Below are 18,437 nucleotides of genomic sequence, written 5' to 3' on the forward strand. Positions count from 1 at the left end.
ACCCTTGATTCATAGCTATGACAATTTTTTATTCCGCAGTCGCAAATTACCGTAGGCTCGCATTAACCTCTATTAATAACGATAAACAATGCAAAAAGAGTCAAATAAAAAGGATATTTTCATTATCATTGTTGTATTAAAATTACAACAACTTTGCGAATAGAGGCAATAAAAAAACCAGGAGCATAATGCTCCCGGTTTTCAAGTCAGTTTATTCAGCTGGTGCCGGTTTGGCTTTTTCTCCAAACAGCAAGGCGAATGCGACGATCAGGATGATCACCACGGCGAGTCCTAGCAGGGTGCTTCCCGTGAATCCTAATACGAGGTATCCGATTGAAGCGACTACAGCGCCGATGATGGCATATGGCAGCTGAGTGATCACGTGATCGATGTGATTGCTCCCCGCTCCTGTAGAAGAGAGGATTGTTGTATCAGAAATCGGTGAGCAGTGGTCACCAAGTACAGATCCCGCAAGGACAGCAGCCATTGCAGGCAGTAAAATGCTGACGTCTGTTGCAGCAGCGATTTCTCCGGCAATCGGAAGCAGGATCCCGAATGATCCCCAAGATGTACCGGTGGAGAATGCCATGATGCCTGCTACAAGGAATAAGATGACAGGCAGTGCCTGCATCGGCAGGTTGGATGTTTCAACGAGTCCGGCAAGATACGTACCTGTCTGCAGCTGATCGATCAGTGTGACAATCGTCCAGGCGAAGATCAGGATGTACACGGCTGGCAGCATCGACTTGATGCCTTCAACGACAGCTGTACCAACGGCACGTGTCTCGATTCCCTTCATCATCACTTGACGGAGGAAGAATACCAGGGCAACAAACATGCCGAATAATCCACCGTACAATAATGATTTCGTTACATCTGTATTTTCAAAAATCGGCAGTAAATCAAAGGCTCCGACCGCTTCATAACCAGTCCACAGCATCATGGATACTGTCCCGACCACAAGCGCTACGATAGGCCAGACAAGATCGCCGACCGTTCCTTTTGTACTGACAGGAAGATCGTTTTTCAATTCTCCCGGAATTTCTTTTTCAGGATCATAAAGAGCGCCCGTTTCAAGTGCCCTCACTTCGTGTTCTTTCATTTTCCCAAAGTCCAGGCCTTTATAGGCAACCATCACGACGAGCAGGATAGCGGCCCAGACATACAGGTTCATCGGGATCATCTGGATGAACGCCGAGAATGCCGTGTACTCGGTAATGCTGTGTGCTGCAAGGATCGAACCGATGATTCCGATGATGTACGCTCCCCAACTTGAAATCGGTGATACGACACAGATCGGTGCAGATGTCGAGTCAATGATATAAGCAAGCTTTGCACGTGAAATTTTGTGGCGGTCCGTAATCGGTCTTGAAACCTGTCCGACTGCAAGGGCATTAAAATAGTCATCGATGAAAATTATGATACCTAAAACCGCAGCCAAAAGCTGTGCGCCCTTTCTTGTCTTGACCCGTTTCATCGCCCATTCACCAAATGCGCGGCTGCCTCCGGAAATGTTCACAAATGCAGTGATCACACCAAGGATAAGCAAGAAGAAAATAATATATACATTCCAGGTGTTCAATTCCCCATCTGAGACAAAGATGCCTTTAAAGGCGTCCCACATAAAGCTGAATGTTTTGGTAAGTGAGAAATCTGCCAATAAGAAAGCAGAAGCGACGATGCCAACTCCCAGTGAGAGTAGTACCCGTCTTGTGAGAATAACCATAAGAATGGCTAAAAGGGGTGGTAAAAGTGAGTAAATCGTGTTTTCCATTGTGTCCTCCTCCTAAAGTTGATAGGGGGGAACCAGCGTAGCATGACAGAGGATAATAAAAAAAGGCAACGATAGAGTAACTATCATTACCTTTGTTAGTAATGTATGTGCTCCATCACGATCTGTAGCTCCCCATTATAGAGATTACCCTATAATGACAGTGTTATCCTTCTTCAAGATAACCCCAGCAAATATACTTGCGACAAGTCTATTTACTTCGGCATAAGTTCCCTTTTGTCTGTTCTCAACGTTGTCATCCTCAAACAGATTACTCTTGAACCCTGCGCCTCTACCCCATCGGACTGATGATGTGGTGTTATAAAATTTTCTTTATTAATATAACAAACTCTCTTTCTTTTGACAACTTATTTTTTCAAACTAATTTGTAGGTATTTCTATTGAAGGTCCTGCATCCCCGCCTCCGTTATTATAAAATTGCGGCACATCCAGATGGACTGTCCCCATCGCAACAAGGATATCCTGCTTGATCGTTTCCGTTTTCGTCGCAAAAGGAATGATGATCTGCACATTCACTTCAAGCTCCACAAACACCTTTACGACGGCATTGTTGATCCCAAACTGCTCCACGGTCGTTTTCACATCGGAACGGACGTCACCGATGGAATGGAACTGGATCGGTATCTTCGGACCAAGATTCCCGAGAAGGACGTTATTCGTCGCCTGCCCTAGGGGGACCGAATAGGTGATGCCCTTCGATGCTTCTGACTTTTCTTTATCGATTTCAACCTCGGTGATGAATTCGAGGTTCTCAATATTGCCTTCTTCTGCTTCCTGAAGGTTTTGCTGTACCAGATTTGTAATCTCCGCCTGCACACGGTTAATGGTCTGGGTATTATATTTAAACGAAACGATATCACCTTCCGAGTTTTTTACTTCTTCCGTTATATCTGCAATATCGAGGACATCGGCAATCTTCTTATTGATCGCTTTATTGATCACAAGTGTCCCGATCCTGCTCGTTTGTGTTTCGGCATATGCAAGAAGCGTCGGCTTCAACCCTTTATTAATGATCCACAATCCAAATCCGGTCGAAATCATGAAGAACAGAAAGGTTATGATCATGACATATCGAAAAGGCAGCGGACCTCCTCTTCGGGGTTTGTACGTTTTGAACTTTGACAAAAAAATCCCCCCTTACAAGCTATTTGTATGCACTGTAAGAGGGGTTTAACGCAAATATTTATTTAATTTTAAGCGATTGGGGTTCATACTCCGGATCAAAACCTGTGATCACCTTGTCTAATTCGGCACTTAAGTCCATCGGGTACGGAGTTTGCAGCTCTTCCCCATTTTCTTCGATGATGCGGACCACCGGACGGTCTGTGACCCCTTTGTTCTGATCGGTTACGATTCCCTTGCGGCCGTCACTCAATTCTACGATCATCCCGGTTGGATAGATTGCAACCGAAGACCTGAACGCTTCGATCACGTTTGCATCAAACAGGGTTCCGGATCCTGCATACAATATCTCCAGGGCTTCATGGGGAAGCATGGCTTTTTTGTATATGCGGTTAGACGTCATGGCGTCGAACACATCAGCGACGGCGATGATCTTTGCAAAGGGATGGATTTCTTCCCCTTTGATCCCCCGCGGGTACCCGGTGCCGTCGAGCCTTTCATGATGCTGATAGGCACAGTGGGCGATGATCAAAGGCACCGAATAAAGTTTCCGCAGGATTTCAAAGCCGTGCTCAGCATGCTTTTTGATCTCATTGAATTCCGCCTCTGAAAGCCTGCCCGGCTTTAGAAGGATCTCTTCCGGTACAAGCATCTTCCCGATATCATGAAGAATTGCCCCCACCCCCAGCTGCTCCAGCTGCTTGGGAGGCAGTTTCAATTCAAGTCCGATTGAAAGTGTATAGAGTGTTACATTAAATGAATGATGGAAAATATAAGAATCATATTCAAAGACATCTGTCAAAATCGTAAGGAGATCATTGTTTGCTTTTACTTCGGATAGAACTACATCGATTACTTGCTTCAGCTGTCTTGCGCTATCCTCGATGACAAGCAGATTGGGCTGTTGTTTCGATGAGCTCAATTGGTTAAAGGCTTTCTCGATATGTTGAACAGCGACCTGCCTGACCTTGCCTGAAACGGTCCCTTTTACATGGATCCCGCTGGAAAGGTAGTCTTCAATATAGACATACTGAATGCCGATCTCCTGCAATCTATAAATCATGCGTTCAGTGATCGGAACATTATCATGCAACAATGCCTGTCCCTTTACATTATATACCGTTGTAGCCAGAACCATGCCGGGCTTAAGAGCCCTCGTAGATATTAGCCTCATTGATTTCTCCCATGCTTTTCTTTCATATTTCGACAAATATTCCTAGTATCTCCATTATAAATGATTCAAGTAAGCTTGCAAGATGATTTTCGTTTTTTATTCATGAAAGAATATTGTACAAACAGGTAAAAACCCTGCAGTTCTCCAGGTGTTTCCCTTCATTTGATTCAGGAATTCCAACACCTTTTCAACATCCCTTTGCATATTTACTAGTTGGCAACGTATAAATCTTTTACCGAAAAAGGGTTTCACTCCACCGCCTGGTACAGTTTGATTTCATAATAAAACCAGCTGTCCATTACTCAGCTGGTTCAATGTCGCATTATATCATTTTCAGCAGGGCATCCCGACCGATCATGCCAGGGTGGATGCCCCGGTTGGCCGCTTCATGGGTAATCGATTCGAGGGGGGCGTCGAGAAGCTGATCGATGCTTTTTACACCGACCGCCCTGCCTGCTATGATTCCCCTGTCCTTGAGCTTTTCATTAAGCAGCGCTACATCCAGTGCGCCACACATAATATATCCTTTTTCACTCGTCACGACGAGGAGATTGGTTTTCGGCAGTTCTACTGAAATTGCAGTAAAGGTATGTCCCTCTATTGTAATGGGAGATACATTCATCATGTCACATCGCTCCTTTCACTCATATGTATGACGTGAAAGATGAAACGGTGATTCCTTTACTGCTTTAATTTCCACTGGAGGACATCCCGCAGAAATTCCGGCATGAAGTACTTCTTTTCCAGTCTCTTGATATCCGGAAAGAAATGACCGAATGTGAACATATCCGGCAATGCAAGCTTGTACACCTTCTCTTGTTTAAGCGGTTTGCTGTCAATCAGGAAATCATGTCCCTCCCAGGAGATCTTGCTGTATACAAAGCTCCCCATCACTGTTCCCCTGAAGCCAAGGCCTTTCACTTGCAGGTGCGGCCAGTCTTCATTCCACGTCTGCCTGATGATTTCCTTCAGCTCCGATCCTTTGATGTGAATGACACAAGGGTTGATTGGATGGGGAAGGATGCGATGCAGATCCTGCTTCGTGACGCTTCCTTCTTTCAGCCCTTCCAACAGGAGACCGGAATTTAGAAAAGCACAATCGGCTTCACACCATTCCTGAAGGGCATCGCTCAACAGCTGTGGGAGGGAAGAAGGCTGAAACCAGTCTGTAGAGACCGGGGCCGTAAGCTTGGCCACTTCCTCATTCAGTAACCCTTCTCCTTCTTTCACCCAACTGCACGCTTCCCCTTTCTCTTCTTCAACACAAGGAAGTTCTTGATGGCCATAGAGCTGTGCTTTCTTAGACGTGATCTGTTTCCTCTCACCATCAATCTCGATCATCATATGACCGACATAGTGCCCGTATTTCCCTGCAGCACCAAGCATCGTCCCCTGGATTTCTTTCCCTTGATGAAGCACATGATGTGTGTGTGCACCAAGAATGACGTCTATCTCCGGCCAGCGCTCGGCAATCAGCTCGTCATCCCGTATCCCTAAATGAGAGAGAAGGACGATCATATCCACATCTGAGGCAATCTCTTCAATCAATCCCCCCAGTTCTTCCATCGGAGAGGTGATATGCCAGCCAAGGGCTTCATAAAAGGGTTTAAAAAAGGCGGTCAACCCCAGTACCCCTATTCTCATACCGCTTTGAGTCTGGAACGTATGATGCTTTTTCACCCATTGGGGAAGCTGCGACGAACGGTCCAACAGATTCCCGACGATGACTGGAAATGCTGCATCGTCATACAGATGGTCCAACTCGTGATAATCAAGTGTGATTCCTTCGTTGTTTCCGATTGTGACAGCATCGAATCCCACCTCATTCAGTAACGCGACGTTCCCTTTTCCAAGCGTCGCTTCCGTTAACGGATGAGAACGGTCTACATGATCGCCGATGTCGAATACATAAACCGGTTCTCCTTCACTGTGGTGCCACTTCTTCCTCGATTTCAAAAATTCCCTGATTCTCGGCCAGTGTTCAAAATGACTGTGCAAATCATTTGTATGGTATATATGAATGGTTTCTCTCATCTCTCTATTCACTCCTATTGGAGGTATATTATCCTGTTATACCTTGATAAATCAACCGTACACCCAATAATATCAGTATAATACGCAAGACGCTGACCAACGACTGGGATTCAAGCTTTGTATTTAAATAGGCCCCGAACTTCGCACCGATCCATGCCCCAGGAATAAGAGCCAGGGCATAGAGCCATTTCACATTCCCAAACATGACATGTGCTCCTGAACTGACCAGCGCAGACAGAAAGATCATGAACATCGATGTCGCAATCGCCACATGGGGAGGGAATAAGAAAATCAAGATCATCGCAGGCACCATCAGGGATCCGCCCCCGATGCCGAAGAGGCCTGAAGTGAATCCTACCGCAAATGCGATCAGCGCACCCAAAAGGGGTGGATAACCATACCTGAACGTCTCTCCTGCCGGGTCGGTGAATTCCCTTTGGAAGGAGGCATCCTTGAATTTCTCGATTGGTTTTAATTTATTGCGGACCATCAGGACAATGGCGATCAGAATCATAAAAATCCCGAAATAGAGGTTGAAGCTTTCCATATTCAATCCTTTGTTCACCCATGCCCCAAGTATGGACCCGGGTCCGCTTCCTGCAAAGAAGATCAATCCACTTTTATAATCAACGGTCTTATGCTTTAAATAGGCAAGTGTCGACGACAGCCCTGTAAAGATCATTATGACAAGGGAGGTACCCACAGCTGTCTGCGGATTCATCCCATCGATCAAGGTGGTGTATGTCCCGAAGTAAATCAATGCAGGGACGATGATCACACCGCCCCCCAGACCGACCAGGGACCCGATCGCCCCTGCCAGTAACCCAATGGATACTAGTACAATCCATTCCATGCTCCGTTCATCTCCTGTCAGTTAAAATAAATCCAGTTGTTTCGGTGCGAGTCCTTCATAATCGATCCCCAGTAAGTCAATGAGTTCTTTGGCATTATCGGCCGCGTCGCCGCCGGAATTATTATTAAATAAGATATAGATATCCTTGGACTGTTCATGAAGCTTATGGATATGAGGGATCCATTCTTCAAGCTCTGCAGTGTTGTAGCGATACAAATAGCGGACCTCCCGCCAGTCTTCCCCGTTCGGCTTGTTCCATCCATACAGATTCCTGCCATGGAAACGGATCAAGGTCGCATGCTTGTCTGTCGCCTCGAGAACCCGGGGCACCGATCCTTCCCCTGCCTGCGGTTCATCACAAATACTGTGGATCCATCCTTCCTCTTTCATAAAAGCCAGCGTTTTATCCCTGAACTGAGGCTTGTACCAGCTTTGATGCCGAAACTCGAGCGCAAGCGGATATCCCTTCAGCTGCTCCCGGCAATACCGGATATAATCGACATTTTCCTTCTTACACTCATACCACGGCGGGAATTGAAGGAGCACCATCGCCAGTTTTCCGGCTTCCGTATAGGGAGCGAGGGATTCCCTGAACGCGTTGAACATCCCTTCCCTCGTTTCAAACGGAATGTCTCCCCGCTGATGCCCCGTCATCCCTTGGTATGCCTTCACGATGAATTTGAAATCCTCCGGCGTTTCCCTTACCCATTTTTCAGCATTCCGAATAGGCTGGACCGCATAGAATGTCGTGTCCACCTCCACGATTGGAAAATGAGCGCCGTATTCTTTTAATTTATCCCTGGGCGATACATGCTCATAAAGAGAATCATGGTCTCCCCAACCTGTCACACCTATGTATATCATCCGCATTCACCTTCTTTATTATGAACATGTCCATTTTATCATACGGGAATTGGAAATTCTTTCGCTGGGATTGAGCGCTGGTGCATTTAAATAGAAAAAACTCCCTCGATACAAATCGAGGGAGTTGATCATATGAATTAACCGATTGAACCTTCCATCTCAAATTTGATCAGACGGTTCATTTCAACTGCGTATTCCATTGGAAGTTCTTTCGTGAATGGCTCGATGAAGCCCATTACGATCATTTCAGTTGCTTCTTCCTCAGAGATACCACGGCTCATCAGATAGAATAATTGTTCTTCAGATACTTTAGAAACCTTCGCTTCGTGCTCTAACGAGATGTTATCGTTAAGGATTTCGTTGTAAGGAATCGTATCGGAAGTGGACTGATTATCCATGATCAGCGTGTCACACTCGATGTTTGAGCGTGCACCTTCCGCTTTGCGGCCGAAGTGTACAATTCCACGATACGTTACTTTACCACCATGTTTGGAGATGGATTTAGATACGATCGTAGATGATGTATTCGGTGCAAGGTGAATCATTTTCGCTCCGGCATCCTGGTGCTGACCTTTTCCTGCAAGTGCAATCGATAACGTCATACCGCGGGCGCCTTCACCTTTCAGGATGACTGCCGGATATTTCATCGTCAATTTCGAACCGATGTTTCCGTCAACCCATTCCATCGTCGCGTTCGCTTCACATACCGCACGCTTCGTCACCAGATTGAACACGTTGTTCGCCCAGTTCTGAATCGTCGTGTAACGGCAGTACGCGTCCTTCTTGATGATGATTTCCACGACTGCAGAGTGAAGTGAATTCGTTGTGTATACAGGTGCCGTACAACCTTCAACATAGTGTACGCTCGCGCCTTCGTCAACGATGATCAACGTACGCTCGAACTGACCCATGTTTTCTGAGTTGATACGGAAGTAAGCTTGCAGCGGTGTGTCCACTTTTATGCCTTTAGGCACATAGATGAATGATCCACCTGACCACACAGCTGAGTTAAGGGCAGCAAATTTGTTATCCGTTGGAGGAATAACCTTTGCCCAGTGCTCGCGGAACAGTTCTTCATTTTCTTTCAGAGCAGAATCTGTATCTTTGAATACGATACCCATCTCTTCAAGATCTTCTTGCATGTTGTGGTAAACAACCTCTGACTCATACTGAGCAGAAACCCCTGCAAGATATTTTTGTTCAGCTTCAGGAATACCTAATTTATCAAACGTCTGCTTGATTTCTTCAGGTACTTCATCCCAGCTGCGCTCTGACTTTTCTGAAGGCTTCACATAATATGTGATTTCATCAAAGTTCAGTTCCTGCATGTCTCCGCCCCATTGAGGCATAGACATATTATAGAAATGCTCAAGTGACTTCAAACGGAAATCAAGCATCCACTTAGGCTCATCTTTCATACGGGAAATTTCTTCTACGATTTCTCGCGTTAAACCACGTTTAGAACGGAAAATCGATACGTCTTTATCACTAAAACCGTATTTATAATCTCCGATCTCAGGCGCTTTCTTAGCCATGTTGGTTCCTCCATTCTTTGGTAGGGTCAAGAGGAGAGCACTATTCCTGCTCTTCCTCTGCCACTCCTTTTTCCATCGCTTTCCAGGCCAATGTCGCACATTTGATGCGTGCCGGGAATTTAGCGACTCCTTGTAATGCTTCTATATCTCCTAAATCTACATCTTCATCATACTCATTACCCTGCATCATATCAGAGAAGATTTTGGAAAGCTTAAGGGCTTTTTCAACCTCTTTCCCCTTGACGGCCTGCGTCATCATCGAAGCGGAAGCCATGGAGATCGAGCAGCCTTCCCCGTCAAACTTCGCATCAGTGACGACACCGTCTTCCACTTTCAACGTCAAGTGGATACGGTCACCGCAAGTCGGGTTGTTCATGTCGATGGTAAAGCTGCCATCTTCCAACGAACCTTTGTTGCGGGGGTTTTTGTAATGATCCATGATGACTTGTCGATATAACTGATCTAAATTATTAAAAGACATCGCTGAAAAACTCCTTTGTCTTCACCAGGCCTGCAACCAGCTTATCAATATCTTCCTCCGTATTATACAGATAGAAGCTTGCCCTTGCTGTTGCAGAAACGTTCAGCCATTTCATGAGCGGTTGTGCACAGTGATGACCTGCACGGACGGCAATCCCTTCCGCGTCAAGCACCGTTGCCACATCATGGGGATGGACGTCATCAATGTTGAATGTGACAAGCCCTGCACGCTGTCCCGGATCTTTAGGTCCATAAATGGTCATGCCTTCAATTTCGTTCATCTTGTTGAGGGCATAAGCCGCAAGCTTATGTTCATGCTCCTCGATATGATGAAGTCCGACCTGCTCCAGGAAGTCGATCGCTGCACCGAGACCGATGGCACCTGCAATGATTGGCGTACCGCCTTCAAATTTCCACGGAAGCTCTTTCCATGTAGACTCCTGAAGACCGACAAAGTCGATCATTTCCCCGCCGAATTCGACCGGTTCCATGTTGTTCAGATGCTTTTTCTTACCGTAGAGCACGCCGATCCCTGTAGGACCGACCATTTTATGACCGGAGAATGCGAAGAAATCACAGTCCAGGTCCTGTACGTCCACTTTCATATGGGGAGCTGCCTGAGCTCCGTCCACAACCATGACCGCGCCATTTTCATGAGCGACCTTGGTGATTTCCTTGATTGGGTTCATCGTACCGAGTACGTTTGAAACCATCATGATGGACACGATTTTTGTGTTGGATGTAATGGTAGCTCTCGCATCCTCCATCGTGATCGTCCCGTCTTCCTGAAGAGGGACATATTTTAACGTTGCACCTGTTTCTTTGGCCACTTGCTGCCAGGGAATGATGTTACTGTGATGCTCCATGTGCGTGATCACAATTTCGTCTCCCTCTGACAGGTTTGCGCGGCCGAAACTGGCTGCAACCGTATTGATTGCTGTCGTCGTCCCACGGGTGAAAATCACCTCTTGGGTGGAAGAAGCGTTTATAAAATTACGCACCTTTTCCCGTGCGCCTTCATAACCGTCTGTCGCCCTTGTACCAAGAGTGTGGACACCACGGTGGACGTTTGAGTTGTATCCACGATAATAATCATTCATCGCTTCAATAACGGATACTGGCTTTTGTGAGGTTGCGGCACTGTCTAGATAAACAAGTGGATGGCCGTTTACTTCCTGGTCGAGAATCGGAAATTGTTTACGAATCTCTCTGACATCCATTAGTTTACTTTCCTTTCAATAACCTCAACCAGTTGTTTTTTGACTCCTTCGATCGGAAGCTGTTTCACAACCGGTGCAAGGAATCCGTGAATCACAAGACGCTCTGCTTCATGCTGCGGGATACCGCGGCTCATCAGATAGTAAAGCTGCAGTGGATCAACGCGTCCAACAGAAGCTGCGTGTCCTGCCGTTACATCATCTTCATCGATCAGAAGGATCGGATTCGCATCTCCACGGGCTTTTTCACTGAGCATCAATACGCGTGACTCTTGCTCTGCGTTTGACTTGGAAGCTCCGTGTTCGATCTTGCCGATACCGTTAAAGATGGATGACGCTTCGTCTTTCATGACGCCATGCTTCAAGATGTAACCTTCAGAGTTTTTACCGAAGTGAACGACTTTTGTCGTGAAGTTTTGCTTTTGCTTGCCGCGACCTACGACAACTGTTTTCGTATCGCCATATGAGCCGTCGCCCATCAGGTTCGTGACGTTTTCAGACACAGTGTCCCCGTCGTTCATCAATCCTAAAGCCCATTCGATGCGCGCATCTCTTGCAGCAATCCCGCGACGGTTTACATATGTCGTCAATCCGCTTGCCAGGTTATCCACAGCACCGTATGCCACTTTCGCATTATCCTTCGCCAACACTTCCGTTACGATATTGTACACGCCGTCTTCTACATCCGTTGTAGAGATATAGTTTTCAACATATGTGACTGAACTGTTGTCTTCAGCTACAACCAATACGTGGTTGAACATAGCAACTTCAGCATTGTCATGTACATATACCGCTTGAATCGGCTTAGACAATTCAACGTTTTTCGGAATGTAAAGGAATGCTCCTCCATTCATCAGTGCCGCATGAAGAGCTGTAAGCTTATGCTCATCAACTTTCACGCCTTCAGTCATGAAATACTTTTGAACAAGTTCACTGTGCTCTTTCACCGCTGTCAGGATATCCGTGAAAATAACACCTTTGTCTTTCAATTCATTTGAAAGAGAAAGAAAAGCAGGTGTGTTATTCCGCTGGATATAAAGACTTTGATCTGTATCTTCTAAATCGACTAATGCTTTTGCTTCTTCTGGCAGCTCACTCAATGATGAAAACGCATCACTATCAACCGTATGTTTTTGGAATTGAGTAAAATTCCAATTTGTGATTTTCGTTTTATCAGCAACTGGAAGGCTAAGATCCTTTACTTTATTAAAGGCATCTGTACGAAGGGTTGTTAACCATTCCGGCTCTCCAAGTTGTTTCGAGTAGGAGCTGACATAATCGTGATCTACTGGTAGTTTCGTTTCAACAGTCATTTTCATCCCCCTAACACTTACGCTTCTTGGCCGACAGTTTCGTCTTTGATTCCCAATTCTTCTTTGATCCAGTCATATCCTTCTGCTTCAAGGCGCTGCGCTAATTCTTCGCCGCCTGATTTCACAATGCGTCCCTGCATCATAACGTGAACGTGGTCAGGTGTGATGTAGTTAAGAAGGCGCTGATAGTGAGTGATGATCAAGCATCCGAAATCTTCACCGCGCATTTTGTTGATCCCTTTGGAAACAACTTTAAGAGCATCGATATCAAGACCTGAATCGATTTCATCAAGAATCGCGATTTTTGGTTCGATCATCATTAATTGAAGGATTTCGTTACGTTTTTTCTCTCCGCCAGAGAACCCTTCGTTTAAATAACGTTGAGCCATATCCGGATCCATTTCTAAATATTCCATCTCAGCATCCATTTTACGGATGAATTTCATAAGTGAAATTTCATCGCCTTCCTCACGACGGCTGTTGACAGCAGAACGTAAGAAGTCTGCGTTCGTTACACCGCTGATTTCACTTGGATATTGCATTGCAAGGAATAGACCTACGCGTGCACGCTCGTCTACTTCCATTTCCAGAACATCTTCCCCGTCAAACGTGATGCTTCCTTTTGTCACTTCATACTTCGGGTGACCCATGATCGCAGAAGATAAAGTTGATTTACCTGTACCATTCGGACCCATTACTGCGTGGATTTCTCCACCTTTAATTTCAAGGTTAACCCCTTTCAGGATTTCCTTTCCTTCAATCTCAACATGAAGATCTTTAATTGTTAAAGTAGAACCTGCCATGTGTATATACCTCCGTGACTTTATAATGAATTTAAGAATACAATTCTTTAATCATTCTCAATTTATTCTCATTACAATCTTATAACAAATAAAAGCTATTATCAACTTTTTCAGGATATCCATATCGTGCTAATCTGAGATGAGCTGCCTCTTCTATTGTCCGCCTAAACCGGCGGAAAAATGTAGCGTGACGTCAAACCAATATTTATCGCCTGTGCAGACTTCAGGGGGGCATATTCTTCGTCTTCCTGAAAGACCGAACCCATTCACTTTAACACACGAATACCGATTCATTAAAAAAACCAGTGCATCTGCTACACTGGTTTCTCTTTTCTTCCTTATTATATATTAGCATGCACTTTACGATCAAATGCAGCAATCATTCTGCGGCTTTCCTTATAGTCCTGCTCTCTTTTCTTCTCTACTTGCATCCTGACATCATGCTTTCGTTTGTACACCTCATAACCAATCCCATGGGCTCCATGCATAGCTTTTTCCATTTCACTTGTGTACGAGATACTCTCAAGAGAGTCGATAATGAATCATTCCTTTCAGGTTTTTAATTACTTTACAACTATACTACCCCCACGTTCACAAGACAAAACCGGTTTTTCTCCATTTTTTCTTGTATTCTTCTCTCCTTGGTGTCACCGGGGGTCTACCTATAAGTTTTCACAAAATTCCGCCATTATACTGCCAAATAATAGCGTGTCGGTGTAAATTTATGAATTTACATACATGTTTATTAGTTTCAGGCGGGTACACTTCTCTCTGCGGTGAGCCCTGATTGTTTCGATTTCCAGCCGAGGTATCCTGGGACCGGATTGAGAACACTTGGGTAAGAAGATAAGCGGTTAAGGTAACAATGTTTACGAAAACAGTCATAAAAAAACCAGAAGCTGATCGAACAGCGTCCTGGTTTTTTTCGTGACTATTGCTTCAATTGATTCAAATCCTGTATCGATTGCTGGACGAGTGTGACAGCCTGGCTCATGGCTGCTCCGCCACCGAATGCAGCTGTCACCCCGATTGCTTCAAGGATTTCCTCTTCAGAGCATCCTTGATCGAGACATCCCTTTGTGTGATAGATGATACAGTATTCATCCTGTGAGTAGAGGCTGATGCCCAATGCAATCAACTGCTTATCTTTTTTGGAAAGCACACCTTCCCTGAAACAGTGTTCAGTGAATGTATTGTAATGCTCTGCCAGCTCAGGCATCTTTTCAGTGAAGACCCCAAGTCCCATTTTATAATCAAGCAGTGCTGCTTCTGTCGTATTTCTCGGTTCCATCTGCATCTCTTTCATCTCCAATTCAAAAAATGATTCATCCAAAATAGTATGAGCCAGTCATGAATTGAATATGTGGGCAAAAAGAAATCCGAACGAATTCACTTCAAGGAGAATTCGTTCGGATTATGTCCGGCTAAATGAAAGCCGCTGCTTCTCGTTATTCCGATACCGGGACTACCGCGCCGTCCCACTCTTCATTGATAAATTCCTGGATTTCTTTCGAACGGAGTGCTTTTACCAATGCTTTCACTTCTTCTTTGTTTTCATCGCCTTTATTAACAGCAATCACGTTTACATATGGGGAGTTGCTGTCCTCGATGGCAATGGAATCTTCAAGAGGTTTCAATCCTGCATCAATTGCATAGTTGGAATTGATTACGACTGCGTCGCCTTCTTCATTTTCATACATTTGTGGCAGCAGTGCCGCTTCGTATTCATAATCAAACTTCAGGTTTCGTGGGTTATCTTTAATATCTTCAAGCTGTGCCTGTGTATTTTCCACTCCATCCTTTAACGTGATGAGACCTTTTTTCTCAAGGAGTGTAAGGATGCGCCCATGGTCAGACACAGAGTTACTCATCAAGATCGTCGCCCCTTCAGGAAGGTCTTCAAGTGATTTGTATTTCTTTGAATACACACCGATTGGCTCGATGTGGATGCCACCAGCATTGACGAAGTCATAGTCATTATCCTTCATTTGAAGATCCATGTAAGGCGTCGTTTGGAAATAGTTCGCATCCAGATCACCATTATCCAGGTCTTTATTCGGAAGGATATAGTCCTGATACGTTTCAATCTGTAAGTCGATACCCTCTTCTTCCAGGATCGGTTTTACTTTTTCAAGGATTTCGGCATGGGGTACATTCGAAGCCCCTACCACTAATTCTTTTTCATCACCATCGCCGGATCCTGAATCACTCCCGCATGCTGCCAGTCCAAAAATACTTGTTGCTGCAATAACTCCTGCTAACCATTTTTTCATTTGATATTCTCTCCTTTATCGTTTGTCTAATTTATTTGTAAAGAAATCACCCAGAATTTGAATGGCAAACACGACAAGCAGAATCATGATCGTCGCTGCCAATGTCACATCTTCCCTGCTGCGCTGGAATCCATCGAGGTAAGCAAGGTTACCGAGACCTCCAGCCCCGATCACACCTGCCATTGCCGTGTAACCGACAAGGGCGATCGCCGTAACCGTAATTCCTGATATCAATGCCGGAAGTGATTCGGGTATGAGGACTTTCCATATGATCGTGCTCGTTTTCGCCCCCATTGCTTTTGCTGCTTCGATGACACCTTTATTCACTTCACGCAGTGCAATCTCGACCATACGGGCATAGAATGGGGCTGCCCCGATGATCAGTGCCGGCAGTGCCGCGTTTGCCCCCCTGATCGTATCGAGTAAAAATTTGGTGAAAGGAATCAATAATACGATCAGGATGATGAAGGGAATCGAGCGAAACACATTCACCACTGCACTCGTCACCGTATAGGTGAGCTTATTCTCCCACAGATTCTCCTTGGAAGTGAGAAAGAGAAGTATTCCCAGAATCAAGCCTAGTACAAATGTAATCACTACCGACATGCCTGTCATATAGAGGGTTTCAAGGGTAGCTTCCCACATCTTTTCCCAATCTACATTCGGAAACAGATTTTCAATCATCCTTCAAGCACCTCCACTTTTACCAACTGCTGCTCGACAAAGGCAACCGCTTCTTGAATCGTCTCACCGTCTCCATCCAAGTGGACAAACAATGTGCCGTACGCTCCTTTTTGCGTCTGGGAAATCTGGCCCTGGATGATATTGACGTCAAGGTCGAACCTCCTGATTAAGCTAGTAATGAGCGGTTGTTCAGTCGATTCACCGACGAATGTGAATTTCAGCACCTTTCCGTTTGGATACTGTTCCAATAAGTGCTCGACCGTTTCTTCCGTTTCCTCTCTTTGGGAAACTTCTTGAACAAATCGCTTGGTCACATTCTCTTTCGGGTTGCGGAACACATCGAGAACATCACCGATTTCCACCACTTTCCCCTGTTCCATGACAGCGACCCGGTGACAGATCTTTTGGATCACATGCATTTCATGAGTGATCAATACGATTGTCAGCCCCAGCCTCTTATTAATATCCACGAGTAAATCCAGGATTGAATCTGTCGTTTGGGGATCCAATGCGGAAGTCGCTTCATCGCAAAGCAGGACGTTGGGGTTATTGGCCAGTGACCTTGCAATCCCGACCCTCTGTTTCTGCCCGCCGCTCAGCTGTGAAGGATACGCATCGCCTCTCCCTTCCAAACCGACCAGCTCCAATAATTCTTTGGCCCTTTTCTTCCTGTCTTTCTTCGATACACCGGCTATTTCCAAAGGAAACTGGATGTTTTCCAATACAGTCCGTGACCATAGAAGATTGAAGTGCTGAAAGATCATCCCGATCGACTGCCTCGCTTCCCGCAGTTCCCTTCCTTTTATCTCTGATATCTTCTGCCCATTCACGTCCACGATTCCTTCCGTTGGGACCTCGAGGCCATTGAGCATACGGATCAATGTACTTTTACCCGCTCCGCTGTAGCCGATCACCCCAAAGATTTCACCTTGTGCCACGTTGATGTTTACACCATCAACAGCTGAAATCGGTCCGGATTTGGATGGATAGATTTTTTTCACATCAGAAATTGAAATCATGCTGCCTGCCACCTTCTTTCTAAGTAAAACGACCTTTTTAATCAGGATTATATGTGCACCCCTAGTGCTAAGTGATCACTAGCTTTTCCTGTAACGAATAAAAAATGCCTTCCTGCGATAAGCAGAAAGGCATAATCATATAGGACTATCCTTTCTCTCATCTTTCAAAGCACTGCTTTGAGTGAATTGGCACCATTTCAATTTGCATTGACGGTTGCCGGGCTTCATAGGGCACGTCCCTCCACCTCTCTAAATAAGAGTAAAGTATCGATTATTTAATTATTATGATTGGTTAAAGACTCTGAAAATTTGCTACAAGAGAGATTCTATCATCGGTTGTAGAAGTGTGTCAATTCTTTTTCTTTCATTTTTTTATACTTCAATGGATTCCTTCATTTTGGAACGCGTGAGCCAAAGGACCGATTCAACGAAAAGCAGCGGGCGGTAGCCGCCTTTTACCGAGAGCATTCCTGCTTCGATCAATTGCGATAATCGGTCTTCACCCGAAAATAAAGAGACGATGTGATTTTGCTCGCCTTCAATGATAAAATGCGCTTCTTCACACTGTTCTTCTACAGTACATCCCCTGCTTGAAATCGATATGCCATATGTTTCTTCCCTGCACTGAAATTGAAGGATAAACGGATGATCAGGAAATAAAAATTGTAAATGATAGCGGGACTGACACTGATCTACTAATTCCTCTAAATATTTGCGCATAAATACCCTCCCAGGAATCGTCTATACAGATGATTTCCACTTATCGCCAGCAAATCCTGCCACCCATTCTCGACAGTTTTTGAACAGTAGTGTCATATTTGTCGAACAATAAGAATCCGGCTTACAACCAGTCAAAACCTGCTATCTTTCGCACCATTTCCCGAGAAATATGTCTGCGTATGTAGAACGAAAATCTGGGCAAATAAAAAAAGACCTTCTTGAAAAGGTCTCTCCCCCATTAATCAACGGCAATTTTATTGAGGCTTTCATATAAGAATGGGACAGACTGAAAGGCGTAAATCCTTTCTTTCTCGGTACCATCTTTAAATAATATCAAGCATGGAACACTTTCGACGGATTGCTTCTTTGCAAATTCGGGCAGGTAGTTCAAGTTGGCTTTCGTAAAGTGGAAGGATTGTGGAAGCTTCTCCACGACTTCCATCATTTTGCCTGCAACCTGGCACGTCCCGCACATCGGGGTGTACAGGTAGACCGCTTCCAATGCATGTTCTTCAATCCGATCGCACAATGCTTCTGTAGAGCTAACCTCAATC

General features: G+C 45.2%; 18 protein-coding genes and 2 riboswitches. All 18 genes read right to left on the minus strand.

Translation table 11 applies throughout. The features are described from left to right. Positions 1-211: 211 nt before the first annotated feature. The 18 genes from KH172YL63_RS18290 to KH172YL63_RS18375 all read right to left on the minus strand — a co-directional run bounded on the left by KH172YL63_RS18290 (position 212) and on the right by KH172YL63_RS18375 (position 18,436). Complete coding sequence (locus tag KH172YL63_RS18290; RefSeq protein ID WP_173107434.1) at positions 212-1,774, minus strand: Na+/H+ antiporter NhaC family protein; 1,563 nt, start codon at positions 1,772-1,774, stop codon at positions 212-214. Between the two features lie 117 nt (positions 1,775-1,891). After that, positions 1,892-2,074: riboswitch (Lysine riboswitch) on the minus strand. 78 nt (positions 2,075-2,152) lie between these two features. Beyond that, the gene (gene yunB, locus KH172YL63_RS18295; RefSeq protein WP_173107435.1) at positions 2,153-2,917 is read right to left on the minus strand and encodes a sporulation protein YunB; all 765 of its coding nucleotides are present in this window, start codon (positions 2,915-2,917) and stop codon (positions 2,153-2,155) included. A gap of 58 nt (positions 2,918-2,975) precedes the next feature. Continuing rightward, on the minus strand, positions 2,976-4,088 hold the full coding sequence (locus tag KH172YL63_RS18300; protein ID WP_173107436.1) for an HD-GYP domain-containing protein: 1,113 nt from the start codon (positions 4,086-4,088) through the stop codon (positions 2,976-2,978). Between the two features lie 322 nt (positions 4,089-4,410). Continuing rightward, the gene (locus tag KH172YL63_RS18305) at positions 4,411-4,713 is read right to left on the minus strand and encodes a YunC family protein (protein WP_173107437.1); all 303 of its coding nucleotides are present in this window, start codon (positions 4,711-4,713) and stop codon (positions 4,411-4,413) included. 56 nt (positions 4,714-4,769) lie between these two features. Further along, a complete protein-coding gene (locus KH172YL63_RS18310) occupies positions 4,770-6,122 on the minus strand; it encodes a bifunctional metallophosphatase/5'-nucleotidase (RefSeq protein WP_173107438.1) in 1,353 nt (450 codons plus the stop codon). A 28-nt stretch (positions 6,123-6,150) separates the two neighbouring features. After that, positions 6,151-6,975, minus strand: coding sequence for a sulfite exporter TauE/SafE family protein (locus KH172YL63_RS18315; protein ID WP_173107439.1), 825 nt, complete (start codon positions 6,973-6,975; stop codon positions 6,151-6,153). Between the two features lie 21 nt (positions 6,976-6,996). Continuing rightward, positions 6,997-7,839: a DUF72 domain-containing protein gene (locus tag KH172YL63_RS18320; protein ID WP_173107440.1), complete on the minus strand. Its 843-nt coding sequence runs from the start codon at positions 7,837-7,839 to the stop codon at positions 6,997-6,999. Positions 7,840-7,976: 137 nt separating this feature from the next. Beyond that, positions 7,977-9,374, minus strand: coding sequence for a Fe-S cluster assembly protein SufB (gene sufB, locus KH172YL63_RS18325; protein WP_173107441.1), 1,398 nt, complete (start codon positions 9,372-9,374; stop codon positions 7,977-7,979). 40 nt (positions 9,375-9,414) lie between these two features. After that, a complete protein-coding gene (sufU, locus tag KH172YL63_RS18330) occupies positions 9,415-9,855 on the minus strand; it encodes a Fe-S cluster assembly sulfur transfer protein SufU (RefSeq protein ID WP_173107442.1) in 441 nt (146 codons plus the stop codon). Continuing rightward, positions 9,845-11,074, minus strand: coding sequence for a cysteine desulfurase (locus tag KH172YL63_RS18335; RefSeq protein ID WP_173107443.1), 1,230 nt, complete (start codon positions 11,072-11,074; stop codon positions 9,845-9,847). Before KH172YL63_RS18335 ends, sufU begins: the two co-directional genes overlap by 11 nt. Beyond that, a complete protein-coding gene (gene sufD / locus KH172YL63_RS18340) occupies positions 11,074-12,384 on the minus strand; it encodes a Fe-S cluster assembly protein SufD (RefSeq protein WP_173107444.1) in 1,311 nt (436 codons plus the stop codon). Before sufD ends, KH172YL63_RS18335 begins: the two co-directional genes overlap by 1 nt. 17 nt (positions 12,385-12,401) lie before the next feature. After that, positions 12,402-13,187 carry a Fe-S cluster assembly ATPase SufC gene (gene sufC, locus KH172YL63_RS18345; RefSeq protein ID WP_173107445.1) on the minus strand — a complete coding sequence of 262 codons (786 nt, stop codon included), beginning with the start codon at positions 13,185-13,187 and terminating at the stop codon, positions 12,402-12,404. A 931-nt stretch (positions 13,188-14,118) separates the two neighbouring features. After that, on the minus strand, positions 14,119-14,484 hold the full coding sequence (locus tag KH172YL63_RS18350) for a carboxymuconolactone decarboxylase family protein (RefSeq protein WP_173107446.1): 366 nt from the start codon (positions 14,482-14,484) through the stop codon (positions 14,119-14,121). 151 nt (positions 14,485-14,635) lie between these two features. Beyond that, complete coding sequence (locus KH172YL63_RS18355) at positions 14,636-15,460, minus strand: MetQ/NlpA family ABC transporter substrate-binding protein (RefSeq protein WP_173107447.1); 825 nt, start codon at positions 15,458-15,460, stop codon at positions 14,636-14,638. A 15-nt stretch (positions 15,461-15,475) separates the two neighbouring features. Further along, complete coding sequence (locus KH172YL63_RS18360; RefSeq protein ID WP_173107448.1) at positions 15,476-16,144, minus strand: methionine ABC transporter permease; 669 nt, start codon at positions 16,142-16,144, stop codon at positions 15,476-15,478. Then, complete coding sequence (locus tag KH172YL63_RS18365; protein ID WP_173107449.1) at positions 16,141-17,163, minus strand: methionine ABC transporter ATP-binding protein; 1,023 nt, start codon at positions 17,161-17,163, stop codon at positions 16,141-16,143. The genes KH172YL63_RS18360 and KH172YL63_RS18365 overlap by 4 nt, the downstream gene beginning before the upstream one ends. Before the next feature lie 154 nt (positions 17,164-17,317). Further along, positions 17,318-17,423: riboswitch (SAM riboswitch) on the minus strand. Between the two features lie 112 nt (positions 17,424-17,535). Then, entirely contained in the window at positions 17,536-17,883 is a 348-nt protein-coding gene (locus KH172YL63_RS18370) for an SCP2 sterol-binding domain-containing protein (RefSeq protein ID WP_173107450.1), read from the minus strand. Between the two features lie 238 nt (positions 17,884-18,121). Then, complete coding sequence (locus KH172YL63_RS18375; RefSeq protein WP_173108282.1) at positions 18,122-18,436, minus strand: thioredoxin family protein; 315 nt, start codon at positions 18,434-18,436, stop codon at positions 18,122-18,124. Position 18,437: the final 1 nt, after the last annotated feature.

The sequence above is a fragment of the Bacillus sp. KH172YL63 genome, from assembly GCF_011398925.1.
GTDB lineage: Bacteria > Bacillota > Bacilli > Bacillales > Bacillaceae_B > Rossellomorea.

Coding starts and splice junctions, on each gene's coding strand:
- KH172YL63_RS18315 (WP_173107439.1), bottom strand. CDS start 6,975: ATGGAATGGATTGTACTAGTATCCATTGGGTTACTGGCAGGGGCGATC.
- KH172YL63_RS18300 (WP_173107436.1), bottom strand. CDS start 4,088: ATGAGGCTAATATCTACGAGGGCTCTTAAGCCCGGCATGGTTCTGGCT.
- KH172YL63_RS18320 (WP_173107440.1), bottom strand. CDS start 7,839: ATGATATACATAGGTGTGACAGGTTGGGGAGACCATGATTCTCTTTAT.
- KH172YL63_RS18350 (WP_173107446.1), bottom strand. CDS start 14,484: ATGCAGATGGAACCGAGAAATACGACAGAAGCAGCACTGCTTGATTAT.
- KH172YL63_RS18355 (WP_173107447.1), bottom strand. CDS start 15,460: ATGAAAAAATGGTTAGCAGGAGTTATTGCAGCAACAAGTATTTTTGGA.
- sufD (WP_173107444.1), bottom strand. CDS start 12,384: ATGACTGTTGAAACGAAACTACCAGTAGATCACGATTATGTCAGCTCC.
- KH172YL63_RS18335 (WP_173107443.1), bottom strand. CDS start 11,074: ATGGATGTCAGAGAGATTCGTAAACAATTTCCGATTCTCGACCAGGAA.
- sufB (WP_173107441.1), bottom strand. CDS start 9,374: ATGGCTAAGAAAGCGCCTGAGATCGGAGATTATAAATACGGTTTTAGT.
- KH172YL63_RS18370 (WP_173107450.1), bottom strand. CDS start 17,883: ATGCGCAAATATTTAGAGGAATTAGTAGATCAGTGTCAGTCCCGCTAT.
- sufC (WP_173107445.1), bottom strand. CDS start 13,187: ATGGCAGGTTCTACTTTAACAATTAAAGATCTTCATGTTGAGATTGAA.
- sufU (WP_173107442.1), bottom strand. CDS start 9,855: ATGTCTTTTAATAATTTAGATCAGTTATATCGACAAGTCATCATGGAT.
- KH172YL63_RS18360 (WP_173107448.1), bottom strand. CDS start 16,144: ATGATTGAAAATCTGTTTCCGAATGTAGATTGGGAAAAGATGTGGGAA.
- KH172YL63_RS18365 (WP_173107449.1), bottom strand. CDS start 17,163: ATGATTTCAATTTCTGATGTGAAAAAAATCTATCCATCCAAATCCGGA.
- KH172YL63_RS18290 (WP_173107434.1), bottom strand. CDS start 1,774: ATGGAAAACACGATTTACTCACTTTTACCACCCCTTTTAGCCATTCTT.
- KH172YL63_RS18310 (WP_173107438.1), bottom strand. CDS start 6,122: ATGAGAGAAACCATTCATATATACCATACAAATGATTTGCACAGTCAT.
- KH172YL63_RS18305 (WP_173107437.1), bottom strand. CDS start 4,713: ATGATGAATGTATCTCCCATTACAATAGAGGGACATACCTTTACTGCA.